Raw genomic sequence first — 18,320 nt, forward strand, 5'->3', positions numbered from 1 at the left:
ATCTTAATCCAATGTCCTTTGGGGAATGCCCGGTATCAAAATGAGAGAGAAATAGGGTGAAGAGTCTTCGTCAACCTCCGACAATGAAACAATTTTTTGGTTTTCCATCGTAGCGCGTTCAATGTATAAGGCACGCTCGACCATTCCCAACTTCTTCAAAATTTTTCTCACTTTCCCAAGATTGCGACCGAGTTTCATGATAGCAAATGCGTCACCATCAGCGAGTTTGCGCGTAAGTTCGCTCTCACTTGAAACGCCGGATAGAACAGTGAGTGTTTGATTTCGATAGCATATAGGGGTCTGAAATATTGCTGCCGAAGCGAATATGGAGGATATGCCAGGAATAATCTCTGTTGCATAATCTTTGCCGAGCTTATCATAGATATACATGAACGAGCTAAAAAATAACGGGTCGCCTTCGGCCAGAACCACAACCCGTTTTCCGACTTTCAAAAAACTGCTTATATACTCGGCTGTTTGGTTGTAGAAATCATTTAATATATTGTTGTAACCATCGGAAGAACTGTCTTTTTCCGTTGTTATTGGGTAGGTGATTGGAGCCAATTCGGCGCTATCAGGTATCCATTGTTTGGCTATCTTTAACGCATTACTATTTCGTTTTTTCGTTTCATGATAAGCGATCACATCGGCCGATTGTATAGCCTTCATACCTTTCACTGTGATCAGTTCAGGATCTCCAGGGCCAACGCCCACGCCGTACAGTTGTACTGTTTTCTCACTCATTCTTTTTCGCTCGCCAATGCATTGATCGCAGCGACCGCCATTGCACTACCACCACGTCGTCCATGTACAACAATATAGGGTATATCAAATGTGTTGTTTTCGAGAGCTATCTTCGACTCGGCTGCACCAATAAATCCGACAGGAAAACCAATAATAAGCGCAGGTTTTTCAAACCCTTGTTCAATTAAGTTAAGAAGATGAAATAACGCGGTAGGAGCGTTGCCAATCGCTACGACGGCACCCTTTATATATGGCTCCCATAGTTCTACCGCTGCTGCAGATCGTGTGTTCCCGATGGATTGCGCTCGTGCTTGCACTTCTGGTTCCTGCAGCGTGCAAATGACACGATTATTAGCCGGAAGTCGCCTTTTCGTAATACCTTCCGATACCATTTTTGCATCACAAAGGATAGCTCCACCTTCGATAAGGGCATTTTTTCCTACTAGACCCGCACCTTTTGAAAAGGCAATGTCTTCGACAATGTCGACCATACCGCAAGCATGGATAACTCTAACCGCTAACTTCTCAATATCTGGTGAAAATCGCTTCAAGTTCGCTTCGCTACGGATCGTAGCAAATGACTGACGATAAATCTCCTGTCCATCTTTAATATAGTCGAACATGTTGAATTATGCCTTTTGATTTTCTGTGTTCATATATCGCGCTATTTCAGCAATACCCATACCATCAGCTAAACGAATGCCAAATGTATGTTCCGCAGATTCGCTTGCTTTGTATAAGCTATAAACACCGTCTTGTGTTGCTAAAGCTGTGAAAGCAAACGGAACCGTTGCCACGCACGATTTGGCGCAAGCGGTTAAATGTATTGGTTCAACACAGGGAAAATCTAAAAGCTCAATCAGTTGGCGCCCATCCCTTTGGACATTAGAGAGTCCTGATCGGCAAATGGGACCGCCCGCGCAGCAATAAACTTTACTGGCTGCGCTTTCACAATGTGTAGTAAATCCCGCCCTTGTTAGAAGCGTTTGAATGCTTTCTGCCTCTCCGCGGCTGCAATCGGGTATAATAATTCCTTGATGATGTGTAATGCGAATAGGTGTCTTGATTTCGCGCTGATCTGAAAGATCAGCCAATTCATGCATTTGACCAGCAGAAACTCGGCCAAGAGCAGGGCGTGCTCCTACATAATGAAATCCGCTTTGGATCTGCGGGAAAATACCAATGAGCGCTTGTTGACGAGATGTTTCCAGGTAAGATTTTCCTGCCGCATCAAAACCACATTGATCAATGACGGCGGATAGAAACTCTCCCAATCTGTTCGCCGCGATAAGGTGCTTCATGCGTGTGATCGTAGGATGTTTTTTTTGAATGTCGATGAAAGCTAAAAGGCATGTTTCAATAAATGGAATAACGGAATCTGCCGAAATATTCCCTAAAGCACTACAATTTTCTGGGTGCTGAAAAGGACGGGAAGCGAAACCGAAATTACATCTTTTCCCGTCGTTGATATATTCTACCCAGATGTCCGCCACGTGATCGTGAACGGCGGTGCTTTCCCCGCTATTAATCAAGAACGAGAATTTTGGTGATAATTCAGCATATGTTTCCCGTGTTTGTAATTTGTAGAGAAGTTCTTTTCCTATGCGTCTCGTGTCGCATAGCATGGAAGTGTCTATTCCGGCAGTTGGAGCAACCATGACATTACGAATGTCATCACCCTTTGGTGTTAATGGTCCAAGCCCCAATGCAAGCAATTTTTCAATGAGCTTTGGTTTATTGCTTTCATGCACCGCTCGGAGTTGAATGTTGCCGCGGCTTGTCAACTCAATATAGCCATTAGAAAATGCATCAGCAGCATCGGCAATTCCTAATATTTGTGCCGTATTTAATTGACCAAGCGAAAGTTTTATACGGCAAATGCCACCGTCATTTGCTTCGGGCATACGGAAAAAACCAGGGCAAGCCCAGCGTCTGTCGTTGTCGACCAATTGAAAGACTGTAGCCTTCGTGGGTAAGGATGTTGGAGGTTTCATTTCCACTTGCTCTTGAGCGCGCCAGAATCTAATAAAAGATAATAAGTAGAAATGGGTTGCCAAGCAACGAATATGAACAAAAAACATTGGCTAACGATCATTGGTATCGGCGAAGATGGCTGGGAAGGCCTTTCGATACATCAACAAAAGATAGTGCGGGAGGCTAGCTACATCTTCGGCGGCAAGCGTCACCTGAGCTTTTTGCCGCAAAGTTTGGAGGCTGAGCTTTGGAATTGGGCAACACCTTTTGAACGCGCTATTGACGATCTATTGCGCTTAAGATCGGAAAACGTGGTCGTATTGGCAAGCGGTGATCCAATGTTTTTTGGGGTAGGTGCCACGTTGGTCAAACGTTTATCAATTGAAGAATTGGTAATATTGCCAAGCCCATCTTCGTTTTCACTGGCCGCTGCACGTCTTGGTTGGGCACTCCAGGATACCATTTGTCTTTCAGTGCATGGACGACCGTTGGGCGTCGTCAATCGTCATCTGCAAGACGACGTTCATATGCTCATTTTGTCTGAAAATGCCCAAAGTCCAATGGCGTTATCCAAAATATTGACTGATCGTGGTTTTGGAGAAAGCAAAGTTATCGTTTTAGAGCATATCGGCGGCGAAAGAGAAAGAATTCGACAAGCGACCGCCGAACAGTTCAATCTCACCGACTGTACAGACCTGAATATAGTAGCCGTGCAATGTATTTCATCGAATGATGCGGCTGAATATTCTTCATTTTGTGGGCTCCCCGATCGGGCGTTCAGGCACGATGGACAATTGACTAAACAGAATATCCGCGCGCTTACGATGGCTCATTTGGCACCGCGAAAAAACGAATTGTTATGGGATATCGGCGCTGGATGTGGTTCTATATCGATTGAATGGATGCGCAGCGCCGCAAACTCAATGGCTTTTGCGATCGAAAAAGATGTCAAACGCCAAGAAAATATCCGCTTCAACGCAAATCAATTGGGTGTTCCAAACTTAAAAGTTCTAGAAGGTGAAGCGCCTTTTATATTTGAGGGATTAGAGCGTCCCGATGCGATCTTTATCGGTGGAGGGCTAACCCATCCTCAGTTGTTTGATATGTGTTGGAACTGTCTGAAAGACGGTGGTCGGCTTGTTGCAAATGCGGTCACGCTTGAGACAGCGGCTCTGCTGCAAACATATTCGAAGCGTCTTAATGCCAGAATGATCTCCATCAGTTTATCTGAAGCGTCGGGATTAGGAAGGTTTCAGGTTTGGCGTCCGTCTTTGCCGCTCACAATGATGATTGCCGAAAAGCCGGTGCATCGCCGAAAATAAGGCGCTCGAACGCCGTAATAAGAATACAGTTTCACGTTGACATTTGATGTTTTTTCGTTCGATATGCGTTGATTATTATTCATGCGGTTCGCAACAAAGGTATAAAAACAATGGCTGAACGATCGCAGCACCTCCAAGATCTATTTTTGAATGCAGTTCGGAAACAGAAAATCTCTCTGACAATTTTTTTGGTGAATGGCGTTAAATTGACGGGTATTGTCACATCATTTGACAATTTTTGCGTTTTGCTTCGTCGTGATGGACATTCACAACTGGTTTATAAGCATGCAATCTCAACGATTATGCCAAGCCAGCCCGTGCAAATGTTTGAAGGTGAAGAAGCTGAGTAGGCGTTTTGTTTCGTGCTTCGTGAAGCTTTATGTTTACAAGCACGTTAATTCATTATGATGGATGATAACGATAGAGCGGGAAAACTGATATCACGCGAAACTGTAGCAACGCGTGCTATCGTTATTGTGCCGGTTCTGTATGAAAAAGATGCTGAAAAACGCCAGCATGAACGCTCAATCCAATCTCGTATTGAGGAAGCAGCGGGACTTGCTCGTGCAATACGTCTTGATATTGTCGACTGTCAGTCTGTCAATGTTGCGGCTCCTCGCCCCGCAACTTTGCTTGGGCTTGGCCGAGTTAATGAGCTTGCAGACATTATATCAGACAAAGACGTCGAGCTTGCAGTTGTAGACCAGTCGCTTTCCCCCGTGCAGCAACGGAATCTGGAAAAAGCTTGGAATTGTAAAGTCATAGACAGAACCGCGCTTATTCTTGAAATCTTCGGCGATCGCGCCCGAACGAAAGAAGGTGTGCTGCAGGTTGAGTTGGCGCACCTTAATTACCAGAAGGGGCGACTTGTTCGTAGCTGGACACACTTGGAGCGCCAACGTGGCGGTGGCGGGTTTCTCGGTGGCCCCGGTGAGACACAGATAGAAGCGGACAGGCGACTGTTGCAAGATAAGATCGTTCGCATCAGGCGTGAATTGGAAACCGTGGTGAAGACGCGTGCTCTGCATCGTGCAAAGCGAAAAAAAACACCACACCCTGTTATTGCATTAGTTGGTTATACCAATGCTGGAAAGTCAACGTTATTCAACCGATTGACAGGTGCAGACGTTTTAGCCAAAGATATGCTTTTTGCCACGCTTGATCCTACTTTGAGGCGAATAACTTTGCCGCATGGCCAAACTGTTATCCTTTCCGATACCGTTGGCTTTATTTCTAATCTTCCGACGCATCTCATCGCTGCTTTCAGAGCAACATTGGAGGAAGTAATTGAGGCGGATCTGATTTTGCACGTTCGAGATATGTCTGATCCAGACCATCGTGCGCACGCACAGGATGTCTTGGACATCTTGTCCAGCCTGGATGTCGATGTTGATGATCCCAAGCACATTGTTGAGGTCTGGAACAAGGTTGATCTGCTCGATAGTATGACGTTTATGGCTCTAGAAGATACCGCCCGCACTTCGATAAACCAAGCGTTGACGGTCTCCGCGCTCACGGGGCAGGGCATTGATGCACTTCTGTCACTGATCGAAAGAAATGTATCTGGAGAGATGCTTAACATAGAACTCGTTTTGCAGCCAGATCAACTATCTTTACTCGATTGGCTATATACCAATGCAGGGCAGGTTGAACAAACTTCGCGAGAAGATGGCTGTGTTCTGGTGAATGCTAGGTTGAGTGCTGAAGCCCATCGCAGATTGGAAAAACTGCTTGCCGCATCACGTTGATCTATTGTCATTAATTCATTGGTTTGGGGACAATGTCTATTTACGCATTGAACGGAATAGAACCGGTTATTGAAGATTCAGCGACTTCATGGGTTGCGGATAGCGCCGATATCATCGGTCGGGTTACACTTGCCCGATATAGCAGTGTCTGGTTTGGCGCGATCTTGCGCGGTGACAATGAAATGATAGTTATCGGGGAAGGTTCTAATATTCAGGATCTCGCGGTTATCCATACAGATGAGGGGATTAATGTCAGTGTCGGACGCGATTGCACAATAGGACACCGGGCGATTATACATGGTTGTGTCATCGCTGATCGTTGCCTCATTGGAATGGGCGCAATCATTATGAACCATGTAGAAATTGGAACGGGATCTATTGTTGGGGCAGGGACGATTGTAACTCAAGGAAAAATATTTCCACCTAATTCTCTTGTTTTAGGCAGTCCAGCACGTCTTGTTCGCGAATTGAATGATGATGAAATTGCCGGAATCGCTGCTTCGGCTTTTCGTTATCGCGAAAACGCCATGCGTTTTAAACGAGGCCTGTTGCCAATCTCATAGTCTTTGTTGCTTTTCAGCGTAGATATTATCGCACAGTCCGGCTATATCGTCTAAAAATATTTGACCGCATTATGCTCTTCAGGGAAACACAATATGAAATTTTTACCTGACAAATTTCTTAGCGCGTTAATTTTGGCCATATTGATCGCAAGCGTTGCACCGATTTCGGGTGTACCTGCCGAGTGGTTTTCTTTATTAACGAAGATATTTGTTGGCTTATTGTTTTTTCTGCACGGTGCTAAGCTGTCTCGGCAAGCGGTCGTTGCTGGCATAATTCATTGGCGGTTGCATCTCACTGTCCTGGCATGCACTTTTGTCCTTTTTCCACTTCTCGGACTCGCTGCGGGTTGGCTCGTTCCAGGATTGAAGGAATCCACCTTCTATGCCGGCATCATCTATCTATGTGTGTTGCCGTCTACAGTCCAATCGTCAATAGCTTTTACGTCGATCGCGGGTGGAAATGTGCCGGCGGCCATCGTGTCTGCTTCCGCTTCCAATATATTTGGCATGTTTTTGACGCCTTTACTTGTTGGCATCCTCTTTACAACTAGCAGTGGCAGTGGCGGGATATCAACGACCGCGCTCGAAAGTATCCTGTTGCAGCTTCTTGTTCCCTTTGTTTTTGGTCAGATATGCCAGCGTTGGATTGGTGATTTTATACGTAGCCATAAGGGGCTGACATCCATCGTCGATCGTGGGTCCATCATCATGGTGGTATATCTCGCTTTTAGTGAAGCAATGACCGATAGATTGTGGAGTACGACGAGCTGGCATGATCTATTGGTCATGATTGTGATCGACGTGGTTTTGCTTGTTATCGTGTTGATCATAACGTGGTATGGTTCGAAACTCATGGGTTTCAAGGAAGAAGATCGCATCACAATAACATTCTGCGGTTCAAAGAAGAGTCTTGCAAGCGGTGCGCCAATGGCCAACGCAATCTTCGCTGGAGCAGGGGGGAAAATCGGTGCTGTTGTGCTTCCTCTCATGTTATTTCATCAAATTCAGCTTATGGCCTGTACAATTATCGCGCGACATATAGCCGAATCTCGTAAGAAACGTGGTATTCATGATTAAAGACGATCTGGAAACACTGTATAATCTTGGCTTAAAATTAGAAAAAAGCGGCGATTTTGATGGCGCTGAAGCCAGTTATAAAAAGGCATTGACCATTGATCCCGAGGACCATGGCGGCATTCGTATTAGATTGGCGTCAATGGGACGTGGCGATGTGCCACGAAACGCGCCACGCGCATACATATCCACGTTATTTGATCAAACCGCAGAAATGTTTGATTACATTCTTGTAGATCAATTGGAGTATGATGTTCCCTTGCAGCTTCGTGAGGCATTACAAGCTGCTGCGCCCGATAGACTTTTTATCAAAATGCTTGACTTAGGATGTGGGACCGGTCTTTCCGCCGATGCTCTAGACGATCTGGCGGGTGAAAAGACCGGCGTTGATCTCTCCGAAAACATGATTGAGATTGCCTATGAAAAAGGTGATTATACGCAATTGTTTGTAGGAGATGCCGTGGACTTCGTCTCTCGAGCCAAGGAAACATGGGATTTAATTGTAGCAACAGACGTATTGCCATACATGGGTGAAATTGAAACATTTTTCGAACATGTCAGCCGATGCACTGAGTACGGCGGTTTATTTTGTTTTTCGACGGAAAGTCTTTCCTTAGAGAGTTTCAATGGGCTGGATTACAAAGTTGGTGCGCATCAGCGTTTTGCTCATCAAGAACGCTACATACGGCACTGCTTATCTGCAAATAGCTTTGATATTGTTGCCATCACCGATATCGTTGTCCGTATGGAGCAAGGCGAACCCGTAACGGGACAATTATTCATAACGAGAAAAGCGAACTAATAGACTTTCGCCATTAATAGATACACAAAAAAGTTCCATAATATATCTTATGCGATTTTTTTTATAAGCGCCATGTAGTAATGCTTCACTGTAGAGATTTCCAGAAGATTGAAGAAAAACGTTTCAGTGTTGTGGCTGTCGCCAATCTTTTAAATATCAGTCGTTCACAATTACAAAGATTGTTAAAATGATATGAGCTTCATTTGGGGCCGACATTGGCCCGTGATAAGCTTATAGAACACCACCAGATATCTATTGGCAGAGAGACTTTAAGCAAGTGGATGGCCGAAGCAGGATTATGGTTGACGCGTAAAGAACGTAAAAACGAATTCATCCACCTCGAATGCGAAGAGATTGCTTTGGCGAACTTATCCAGATTGACGGCTCGCATCACTGGTGGTTCGAAGATCGCGGCCCTAAATGTGTGCCCTACTGGTTTCTATTGACGACGCAACGGGAAGGCTAATGCATCTACGCTTCGCTGAATCAGAAAATAAATTCGAATATTTTCATGCCACAAAAGCTTATATTGAAAGGTGGGGGAAACCCCTCGCCTTCTATAGTGACAAACACGGAGTTTTTCGGGCAACACATGCTTCCGTGAAAGATAGAACGAGCGGATTCACTCAATTTGGTCGGGCTTTACATGAGCTCAATATCGATATTATTTGCGCTAATACACCCTAGGCGAAGGGCGGTGTAGAACGCGCGAACAGGACGTTACAAGCCCCCCTAGTCAAAGAGTTGAGACTACGTAATGTCAATACTATAAAGGCAGCAAATGCGTTTGTTCTTGGATTTAATCACGATTTTAATATACGTTTTTGTAAAGAAGCACGTTTATCTAAAAACATGCACCGGCCTTTAACGAGATTATGATAATCTCGATAATGCCATGTGTAATAAAGAAGTAAGGCGGCTGCCCCATACGCTGACGCTTAGATATGACAAGGTTATGTTCATTCTTGAACCTACAGTGACCTCTAAGCGGCTGGCAGGACAAAAAGTTCTTGTGTGTGACTACCCGGATTACCGATTGGAAATCGAGTATGAAGCAATATCCCTACCCTATCGCACTTTTGATAAGTTGCGTTCTGTCAACAGAGCAGAGATGGTTGAAAACAAGCGATTAGGCGCAGCATTGGATTACATTGCTGAAATCCAGGACCAAAGGTAAATGAGCCGTAGTAAAAACGCACCACGGCGAACGGGACAACAAAATCATATGTTTGCTATACCTGATGGTAGCAAAGGCAATGGATACAAGAAAAAACAAACTAACATGAAAAGTGTCTAAACCACGGATATTGAGGTGAGTTATGCGGGCTGTATTGATTTTAATGCTTAAACATGATCCATCATTATAACGATTTTAAGGAGCTTAACGACATGGCTACACCGCAAAACAAGGATGAGTTGCTACAAGCCATCAGTACTAATTTTGATAAGCTTTATTCTGAATTGGAAAAATTGCCGTCTGGTCTCACTGATCTGCCAGACTTGGATGGACACGCGAAAGATACAAAGATAACGGTTTCTGATCTTGTTGCCTATCTCCTAGGATGGAATGAGCTAGTTTTAAAGTGGCTTGATAATGATGCCAATGACAAATATACGGATTTTCCTGAAACTGGATATAAGTGGAATGAACTAGGGAAACTGGCTCAAAAATTCTATGCCGATTATAAGTATGTACCGTTTGTCCAATTAAAAAGTCAGCTTAAGGCAGCAAAAGAAAAAATCGTTGAAGAAATCAAAAAACGTAATAATGTCGAGCTTTATGAGCAGAAGTGGTACGGAAAATGGACCATGGGAAGAATGATTCAGTTCAATACATCTTCACCCTATAGCAATGCAGTTAAACGTATACGCAAATGGATCAAGGCCATTTAAATCAGTGAGCGACTATCTATCTATGTCAGCCTCATTTAAATAACCTATCAGCCGGAATTTTGCATTATTTATACAGATTGAGAATAGATTTTAAAGGCAATATTTTTTGTGTTTTATAATTTTAATTCCCAAAATCAGTATTTAACTTTTATAAAATACAAAGAATTTTAGATGATTAAATATATTGTGTCATTTTCAACTATGATTGCCGTTCTTATCATTTGCTTACTCGCCCGATTTTCTGATTTTGATATTTCGGGTTACGGGCAGCAACGGAATGTGTCTTTTAAGCATAATAACGATACTCTGGTGGGAACGTTGATCCTTCCTCACGGTAAAGATTCTCCTCCATTTGTGCTTTTAGTTCATGGAGATGGACCTCAAGACCGCTGGTCAGAAGATGGGTATATTCCATTGGTTAAGTTCCTTGTCTCACAGGGAATTGCTGTTTTTTCATGGGATAAACCTGGAGTAGGTGAAAGTACAGGCAATTGGCTTGCACAGACAATGCCAGATCGCGCAGAGGAAGCGGTTTTGGCGTTAAAAAAAATGAGAGAACAGCCAGAGCTGAAAAAAAGTCGCGGAGGTTATCTTGGCTTCTCGCAGGCTGGTTGGGTTGTGCCGCAGGCAAGCCAACTGTCAACAACTGAATTTTTTGTACTGATTGGTGCCGCGATAAACTGGCGAGATCAGAGTATATACTATACAGGACAACGACTTAAAATCGAAGGTCACTCGCTTAATCATATTCAGGATGCTGAAAAACATGAAGCAGCGGTTTTTGACAGCCAGTTTACAGCAGAAACAGCTGTTATTCCCTGTACCTCCAAATGTACACGCCAAGACTTCGAAAGCAGGAATTCTTTGGCTGATGCGACAAAAGATATTTCTGGCACATATACTCCGGTGTTAATTCTGATGGGCAAAGATGACCGGAATGTAGACGCTGATGAAACAGCTGCGGTCTGGGCAAAAAAACTACCCGCAAGCACTCCTCGCTGTATCAGGAAATTGCCAGGGGCAACTCACGGGCTTTTACGAAGCGAATGGTTTGATTATCAACTTACTTCTCAATGGCCTTTATGGAAACAAGGATTGTTTCTCCTACTTGGAAAATACTCATATTCACATGGGGCACTGGAAACTATCTCATCATGGGTCCTGAACCAAGACTGTGTGGACTGAATTGCATCCTTATTATGTGCCGAAAACCAAATAGAGGGGCAGAAAAAAACAATTTTTTTGCCCAACTTCATAAAAGCCAGTACGTTCATAAAGTCTTCTTGCACCGTTGTTCTCTGCGATAACGTCCAGAGTAAGGTTTTTATCCTGATGACCAGCTAAATGTTTAAGATGCGCAAGAAGGGCTTGCCCACCCCCCGATAAGACTCATTTACACATATACTTTCTACCATTAACTCATTAACGGCAGGCTTATAATTTAGCTGTTTCATTATTAATGCGCGAACAAAACCTGCAAAAATACCGTATTCATTGAGAAAAGTTGCAAGTGTAGGATTAATAAACCCAGACTGATTACTTTTAATGGCCGCAAAACCAGCAAGATGCCCGTTTGAAGCAATCGCACATACTGTTTGTTTTGGATCTATACAACGCTCAAGAAATTGCAGGGTCTTTTTTCCGTTCCGAGAGTGAAACGCAATTTTCTGGCAAAAGCGTTTCAGAAAAGATGGAGAGCAGTAGAACATTGTCCGAAAGATATCCCTCTGACAACAGAAACGGGAATAACAGTATCAATATCCAAAGAGTAATGGGGAAAACCTTCAACAGGCATGGCAAAACTCTTAGTATCTAAACATGTCACGTTACCTGCATATTAGTTTATAGAATACAACGTTTTTCCATTATGAATTATTGTTTCTGCTTTTTCCACAGCTGTCAAAGCTAAAGTCAGGGGTTACATCTGGAAACGCTCCCGAATCAGGCCGTGCAAGCCTGACCAGCCAGCCTGTTCGGGAGCTTACCGTATGCGCCAAGTGGGTAGGACTGTCGAATTTCTATTTGGCTAAGGATGTCGCATTCTTAACCGGCATTGACATCTTTGGTATGCATAGAACAATCGCAACGCGGTTGTGTTTAGTTGATGATGTACCAAAAATCCTCATACGATAAGGCTGGGTGAGATAAAGACACCTAAATCAAAATGGTTCAACACCTATTTGCGAAGCTGTATGACGTTAAAGCGTTTTGGTTGCATAAATAATCATGGCGTACGTGCTGCTAGGATCGTTGGGAATTAAAAGGTATCAATTATTACCCTGCCCTTTAGAACCTTCGATGAAGGTAAATTACCCAAAAATTTATTTTTCTTTAAATTGATAACTTAGCGCTAACCCGCGAATATTCTTTATTAAATTGAAATTGGCGCGGATCAACAAAAAAACTATAAATCCGAAGCAAGAATGAACACATATATTTGAAATACGCTAAGGAGTTATTCGATCGCAATATACACAAAACGTGTTAACCTTCTTTCAATAGCGATCAAAGGAAGCAACAGATACTATTGAATCGAAAAAGATCATATCCTTTTTTATTCATTTTTTTGGTCGGACTTTAGGCGATAAAAAGAGACAATATAAGGGGGGCTAATACGATGAAAATTAACAAAGGGTGTACGAATAGCGCGTCTTCAAGACGTATTTTGAGAAATTATTTCGCAGTTATAGCAACAGTTATTCTTTGTTCGAATTCTGCGACGGCGCAAACAATTGACAATTTAGGAAACACGCAATCGATTGTTTTGAAAGCTGATAAACAACCGCAAAACTGGTTGAGTTATGGCAGAACTTATTCCGAACAAAGATACAGCCCTCTCAATAAAATCAACAGAAAAAATGTCGGCGGCCTGAAACTGGATTGGTATATTGATCTCGATACCAACCGTGGACAAGAAGGGACCCCGTTGGTCGTTGATGGAGTAATGTATGTCATTACTGCATGGAGCAAGGTTATAGCGCTTGATGCTGTTAGTGGAAAAATTCTATGGCGCTATGATCCTCAGGTGCCTGGAAGAATCGGTGTTCTTGGATGTTGTGATACCGTTAATCGTGGTCTCGCCTATGATCACGGAAAAATTTTTGTACCGGCTTTCGATGGCCGATTGATTGCACTGGACGCAACTTCTGGAAAAGTCCTTTGGTCTGTAGATACAATACCGCAAGATGCCGCTTTAGGTGAGCAGCGTGCTTATACAATGACAGGTGCACCCCGTGTTGTTAAGGGATTGGTGCTCATTGGTAATGGTGGGGCTGAGTTTGGCGCTCGGGGCTTTGTTTCAGCTTATCATATCGATAGCGGAAAGCTTGCTTGGCGTTTTTTCACGGTTCCAAATGCCAAGAACGAGCCAGATCACGCCCCCTCCGATAATGTTCTTATGAATAAAGCATATTCAACGTGGTCGAAAACAGGTGCATGGATACGCCAAGGCGGTGGTGGGACTGTATGGGATTCAATTGTGTATGATCCGGTGACCGACCTCGTTTATATAGGTGTCGGCAACGGTTCACCTTGGAATTACGCTTTGAGGTCCAACAATTTTGGCGATAATCTTTTCTTAGGCAGTATTGTAGCGATTAGGCCGGAGACCGGTGAATATGTTTGGCACTTCCAAGAAACGCCAATGGATCAGTGGGATTACACGTCTGTCCAGCAGATCATGACGTTGGATCTGATGATCAATGGACAAAAACGCCATGTCATTGTACACGCCCCCAAAAACGGTTTTTTCTATATTCTTGATGCAAAGACAGGCGAATTTATTTCTGGTAAAAACTTTGTACCTGTCACTTGGGCCAGTGGACTAGATCCGATCACCGGAAGGCCAAATTTTAATAGAGACGCACTTTATGCTTTAAGTGGTAAAGCGGAAGTGGTTGTTCCCGGGCCTTTAGGCGCCCATAATTGGGCACCAATGGCTTATAGCCCTCAAACCAATCTGGTCTATATTCCCGCTCAGCAGATACCGGGTTACTACGATCCGGCGAAGACTTTCACCCACAATGACAAAACCATGAATATGGGGCTTGTGAAGGCAGACCCGCGAAATTCGCCTACCAGCACGGATAAACCTGCTGCTCACGATATGCCACCTACGGATGGCTGGATTATTGCGTGGGATCCAATAAAACAGCAGGAGGCTTTTCGTGTTGATCATCATGGTCCTTGGAATGGCGGGTTGCTTGCCACGGCTGGTGGACTTTTATTTCAAGGACTCGCAAATGGCGGGTTCCATGCTTACGATGTAAAGGACGGAAAGGATTTATTCGAGTTTAACACACAGACTGGCGTGATTGCGCCACCGATGACCTATGAAGTCGAAGGCAAGCAATATGTAGCCTTAATGGCAGGTTGGGGTGGTGCCTTTCCGTTGGGTAATGGCGCGAGTTTTGCAGGTAAAAGCAACAATAAGCCTCAAGTTAACCGTTCGCGTTTGCTTGTATTTTCTCTGGATGGCAAAGCATCATTACCGCCTGTTCATGGAAGTGGGTTCGAACCCGTCAAGCCACCTGTCGAGTATAAAAAAGAAGCGGTAACCGAGGGTTATGTAAAATATACAACTTTTTGTTCCTCATGCCATGGTGGCAGCGTCGTCTCAGGTGGCGTTTTGCCTGATCTTCGTTGGTCGGGAGCCATCCGTACTGAAGATGGTTTTTACAATGTTGTTGGCAAGGGGGCGTTGAGAGCTTACGGGATGGTTGATTTTGGCGATGACATGACGCCAGATCAAATTGAAGCCATCCGTAATTACATCATTGATGAAGCCAACCACACTTACGAAAAAGAGGTTATCAACCGTCAACCAAGCCCTAAACAGGACTAATGGCCATGCAAAGAAAACTAGCTATTTTAGTTTCGATTATCATTGTTGTGGGTATTTTCGGTTTTACAAGCTTAACATTTCTCGCGCATGTGGAAAGTCGATTTCATGAAGTTCTAACACCCGATCCATCGTTGATAGAACAGGGTGAATATCTTGCTAGAGTGAGCGATTGTGCTGCTTGTCACACGTCAATAGGTGGTGCTTATTACGCTGGTGGATTGGGTATCAGTAGCCCGGTTGGAGTCATGTATTCCACAAATATTACACCTGATAAAAAAACGGGTATTGGTAGTTTTACTCTTGCAGATTTTGATAAGGCCGTACGCTTTGGTGTTCGACCAGGTGGCGACACGCTTTATCCTGCTATGCCCTACCCGTCATTCTCGCGGATGACGGACGAGGATGTAAGGGCACTTTATGCGTTTTTTATGCTAAAAGTTCCGGCAGTAGAAAACGCAAACAAACGTGCTGATATTGTTTGGCCCCTTTCTATCCGTTGGCCGGTTACGATATGGAGGATGGCTTTTTCACCGCGCGTTGTTCCTTATAGAGCGCCGGCTGGAGTAGAGCCCTTGCTTGCGCGCGGTGAGTACATCGTTACAGGTCCTGGACATTGCGGCGCATGTCATACACCACGCGGCATTGGCTTACAGGAACAAGGATACGAAGGAAAGGATAGCGAATTTCTTTCCGGTGGCAGCGTCATTGATAATTGGACACCCATTAGTTTACGCAATGATCCCACTTACGGTCTCGGGGCTGCGAATGCAGATGAAATAGCAATGTTGCTTAAAACTGGACGTTCAGATCACTCAGCCGTTCTGGGGGGCATGGCGGATGTAGTAGCCTGGAGTACGCAATATATGACAGAAGACGATCTGCGTGCAGTGGCGCTCTATCTAAAAAGTCTTCCTGATGTACCGTTGCAACAAGCGCAATTTAAAGCAGAAACAAAGACAAACCGTATGCTAGCTGGGGACATAAACAACTTGAGCAATGGGGCGAAGATCTATGCTGAACAATGCTCTATATGCCATCTTAACAGTGGCGAAGGTATCGCGCGCATCTTCCCTGCTTTACGGAACAATCCAGTTGTGAATGCTAAAAATCCAACGTCAAGTATCAACGTTGTTCTGAACGGTGCGGTCTTGCCTCCCTCTAGATGGACTCCATCTGCGGTGGCTATGCCTAATTTTTCTAACCTAACAAATGAGGACGTTGCTAACGTCGTCAATTTCATTCGTACTGGGTGGGGAAATGTTGCAAGTACAGTGGTTACAGCTGCTGACGTCGGAAAAATTCGCTCATCATCAGCAAATTTAGGCGTCACGCGTGGCGGATGGACAAATATAACGCCACAACCGATGGGAGGAAATTGGACATTCGGAATCGAAACGCATAATGGCAAAGATTATCCACAATAGAAGAAAAATGAAGCTCCTGCCCTAAGGAGCTTGATCTCCTGAGACAGGGATATCAATTTGCACTTTGTGGTATCGTGTTTTAAAAATAGAGCATAAACACCCTTCCCGTCGCTGCAGGTATTTATGGCTATTGCTGCTTCCCCGATAATAAGGCAAAAATATTCTTCGATCTTACGAATCTATCTAAAGCGACGATCATATACTCTATCGGAATACAACGCTCGAAGCCGTTCACGAGCTGTATAAACGTTTTTATTATTCTTGCTAACTTGCACCACTCGTGCATCAATCAATTCAAAATCTGAACAAAAAAGATTTTCCAAATGGCGCTTATTTAAGAGATATGAACATCGAATTGCATACCCTGGAAGGCGGGTTCCACATGGTCTGGTGTATAAGCCATAACCGCATCATAATCGAGTGGAACGTGCATGTGTGTGAGAATAGCCCTTTTAGGTCGCAAGCGTTCCACCCATTCTAATGCTTGATCGAGCGAGAAATGACTTGGATGCGGTCGATACTGCAGTGCCCCTATTATCAATACATCAAGGTCTTGTAACAACGGCGGTGTGAATGCTGGGAAATCACTGACATCTGTACAATAGGCAACGTTTCCAATACGAAATCCCAAAGAATGGATATCGCCATGTATCTGCAAGAGAGGAAGCATTGAGACCCTTCCGCCCTTCCCCTCAATGAAAAACTCGTCATTTGGCGAAATCGTGTGGTGTTGCAATATAGGTGGATAACTAGAGCCTTCCGGTGTTTTGAAGCAATAACCAAATGCCTCTTCGAGCCGTGCAAACGTTGCGTGATCTGCATAGATATCCATAAGGCGTTTTTGCCCAATGACATAGCTGCGCAAGTCATCAATGCCATGAATATGGTCAGCGTGCGCGTGTGTGTAAACTACACCATCCAACAATTGAACGTTGGCTCTGATCATCTGAGAACGAAAATCAGGCCCAGTGTCTATCACAATAGTCGTTTTGCTACCGGAAACAGAAATTCTTTCTACAAGTAGAGATGTCCGGAACCGTCTATTTTTAGCGTTACTCGGATCGCAGTCTCCCCAATCACCATTAGGGCGTGGGACACCCGGTGACGAGCCACATCCGAGTATCGTAAACTTATAGTGATCCATCATCAGCCCACTCCTATGACATTTTGGAGAAAAGCCGAAATGCATTTTCGGTGGTTATTGATGCCAACATTTCGCGATCAATACCGATTGTTTGAGCAAGGACCGCAGCAGTGTTTGTGACAAATGATGGTTCGTTGGTTTCACCCCGAAAAGGTACAGGTGCCAGAAAGGGCGCATCCGTTTCAACAAGAAGTCGGTCATGTGGAACTACCATTGCGATCGCCCGAATTTCAGATGCACTTTTGAACGTTAATATGCCCGAAAAAGAGATATATCCGCCAAGATCGATTCCGGTACGAGCAAGCTCCATCCCGGAAGAATAGCAATGAAGGATGAATGGGAAAGCGCCTTTTTTTGTCTCTTCAATTAAAATTGCTTGCATATCTTCATCGGCATTGCGCGCATGGATGACAAGTGGCAACTGGCTTTCTCGCGCTGCTATTATGTGCTGAAGGAAACTAGTTTTTTGTTCCTCGGGAGTGGCATAGTCATAGTGATAGTCCAGTCCCACCTCGCCTATTGCAACTATCTTGGGATGTTTCGCGAGTTCCAATAGCTCATTTGCGGTTATATCAGGTTCTTCATGAGCGCTATTGGGATGTGTACCGACTGAACAGAACACGTTTTCGTAGCTTTGGGCTATTGCTAAGAGACGATCCAATTTTCGTACATGGGTAGAAATAGTTACCATGCGCCCCACGCCGGCGGCAATTGCGCGCTGGATAACTTCATCCAGCCTATCGGCAAAGACGTCGAAATCCAAGTGGCAATGAGTATCAATTAACATGG

At 44.3% G+C, this 18,320-nt stretch carries 16 protein-coding genes and 2 pseudogenes; 11 read left to right on the top strand and 7 right to left on the bottom strand.

From position 1 onward, the window contains the following. Positions 1-3: 3 nt before the first annotated feature. Genes ACYSNS_RS08405 through cobG form a run of 3 tightly spaced genes read right to left on the bottom strand, consistent with a single transcriptional unit; the run spans position 4 to position 2,825 of the window. Positions 4-744 (bottom strand): precorrin-2 C(20)-methyltransferase, encoded by a 741-nt coding sequence (locus ACYSNS_RS08405; protein WP_461722691.1) that lies wholly within the window; start codon positions 742-744, stop codon positions 4-6. Then, positions 741-1,367: a precorrin-8X methylmutase gene (locus tag ACYSNS_RS08410; protein ID WP_461722692.1), complete on the bottom strand. Its 627-nt coding sequence runs from the start codon at positions 1,365-1,367 to the stop codon at positions 741-743. The genes ACYSNS_RS08405 and ACYSNS_RS08410 overlap by 4 nt, the downstream gene beginning before the upstream one ends. Positions 1,368-1,373: 6 nt before the next feature. Further along, entirely contained in the window at positions 1,374-2,825 is a 1,452-nt protein-coding gene (cobG, locus tag ACYSNS_RS08415; RefSeq protein WP_461722693.1) for a precorrin-3B synthase, read from the bottom strand. On the opposite strand from cobG, the gene cbiE reads away from it, so the two are divergent. From cbiE to ACYSNS_RS08460, 9 genes and pseudogenes are all read left to right on the top strand, one after another. Next, positions 2,811-4,040, top strand: coding sequence for a precorrin-6y C5,15-methyltransferase (decarboxylating) subunit CbiE (cbiE, locus tag ACYSNS_RS08420; protein WP_461722694.1), 1,230 nt, complete (start codon positions 2,811-2,813; stop codon positions 4,038-4,040). The genes cobG and cbiE overlap by 15 nt on opposite strands. Before the next feature lie 110 nt (positions 4,041-4,150). Next, positions 4,151-4,390: an RNA chaperone Hfq gene (gene hfq / locus ACYSNS_RS08425; RefSeq protein WP_461722695.1), complete on the top strand. Its 240-nt coding sequence runs from the start codon at positions 4,151-4,153 to the stop codon at positions 4,388-4,390. Between the two features lie 54 nt (positions 4,391-4,444). After that, positions 4,445-5,788, top strand: a complete 1,344-nt coding sequence (gene hflX / locus ACYSNS_RS08430) for a GTPase HflX (RefSeq protein WP_461722696.1) — start codon at positions 4,445-4,447, stop codon at positions 5,786-5,788. Positions 5,789-5,820: 32 nt separating this feature from the next. After that, complete coding sequence (locus ACYSNS_RS08435) at positions 5,821-6,351, top strand: gamma carbonic anhydrase family protein (RefSeq protein ID WP_461722697.1); 531 nt, start codon at positions 5,821-5,823, stop codon at positions 6,349-6,351. 93 nt (positions 6,352-6,444) lie between these two features. Continuing rightward, positions 6,445-7,428: a bile acid:sodium symporter family protein gene (locus ACYSNS_RS08440; protein ID WP_461722698.1), complete on the top strand. Its 984-nt coding sequence runs from the start codon at positions 6,445-6,447 to the stop codon at positions 7,426-7,428. Further along, positions 7,421-8,227, top strand: a complete 807-nt coding sequence (locus ACYSNS_RS08445) for a methyltransferase domain-containing protein (protein ID WP_461722699.1) — start codon at positions 7,421-7,423, stop codon at positions 8,225-8,227. Before ACYSNS_RS08440 ends, ACYSNS_RS08445 begins: the two co-directional genes overlap by 8 nt. Positions 8,228-8,307: 80 nt before the next feature. Continuing rightward, a pseudogene (locus ACYSNS_RS08450) lies at positions 8,308-9,500 on the top strand (ISNCY family transposase); the annotation flags it as partial. A gap of 116 nt (positions 9,501-9,616) precedes the next feature. Then, the gene (locus ACYSNS_RS08455; RefSeq protein ID WP_461722700.1) at positions 9,617-10,120 is read left to right on the top strand and encodes a ClbS/DfsB family four-helix bundle protein; all 504 of its coding nucleotides are present in this window, start codon (positions 9,617-9,619) and stop codon (positions 10,118-10,120) included. 171 nt (positions 10,121-10,291) lie between these two features. Then, positions 10,292-11,305 (top strand): alpha/beta hydrolase family protein, encoded by a 1,014-nt coding sequence (locus ACYSNS_RS08460; RefSeq protein WP_461722701.1) that lies wholly within the window; start codon positions 10,292-10,294, stop codon positions 11,303-11,305. 12 nt (positions 11,306-11,317) lie between these two features. On the opposite strand, the pseudogene ACYSNS_RS08465 reads toward ACYSNS_RS08460, so the two are convergent. Together ACYSNS_RS08465 and ACYSNS_RS08470 are read right to left on the bottom strand one after the other, a co-directional pair. Continuing rightward, positions 11,318-11,443 (bottom strand): annotated as a pseudogene (locus ACYSNS_RS08465) (N-acetyltransferase); the annotation flags it as partial. Positions 11,444-11,460: 17 nt separating this feature from the next. Beyond that, positions 11,461-11,829: a hypothetical protein gene (locus ACYSNS_RS08470; RefSeq protein ID WP_461722702.1), complete on the bottom strand. Its 369-nt coding sequence runs from the start codon at positions 11,827-11,829 to the stop codon at positions 11,461-11,463. 908 nt (positions 11,830-12,737) lie between these two features. Here ACYSNS_RS08470 and ACYSNS_RS08475 point away from each other — a divergent pair. Beyond that, a complete protein-coding gene (locus ACYSNS_RS08475; protein WP_461722703.1) occupies positions 12,738-14,963 on the top strand; it encodes a PQQ-dependent dehydrogenase, methanol/ethanol family in 2,226 nt (741 codons plus the stop codon). Positions 14,964-14,968: 5 nt separating this feature from the next. Continuing rightward, a complete protein-coding gene (locus tag ACYSNS_RS08480) occupies positions 14,969-16,387 on the top strand; it encodes a c-type cytochrome (protein WP_461722704.1) in 1,419 nt (472 codons plus the stop codon). Between the two features lie 334 nt (positions 16,388-16,721). Here the strand turns inward: ACYSNS_RS08480 and ACYSNS_RS08485 are convergent, their stop codons facing one another. Then, positions 16,722-17,534, bottom strand: coding sequence for an MBL fold metallo-hydrolase (locus tag ACYSNS_RS08485; RefSeq protein WP_461722705.1), 813 nt, complete (start codon positions 17,532-17,534; stop codon positions 16,722-16,724). A gap of 10 nt (positions 17,535-17,544) precedes the next feature. Further along, positions 17,545-18,318, bottom strand: coding sequence for a TatD family hydrolase (locus tag ACYSNS_RS08490; protein WP_461722706.1), 774 nt, complete (start codon positions 18,316-18,318; stop codon positions 17,545-17,547). Positions 18,319-18,320: the final 2 nt, after the last annotated feature.

This window comes from Bartonella sp. LJL80, from assembly GCF_054871565.1.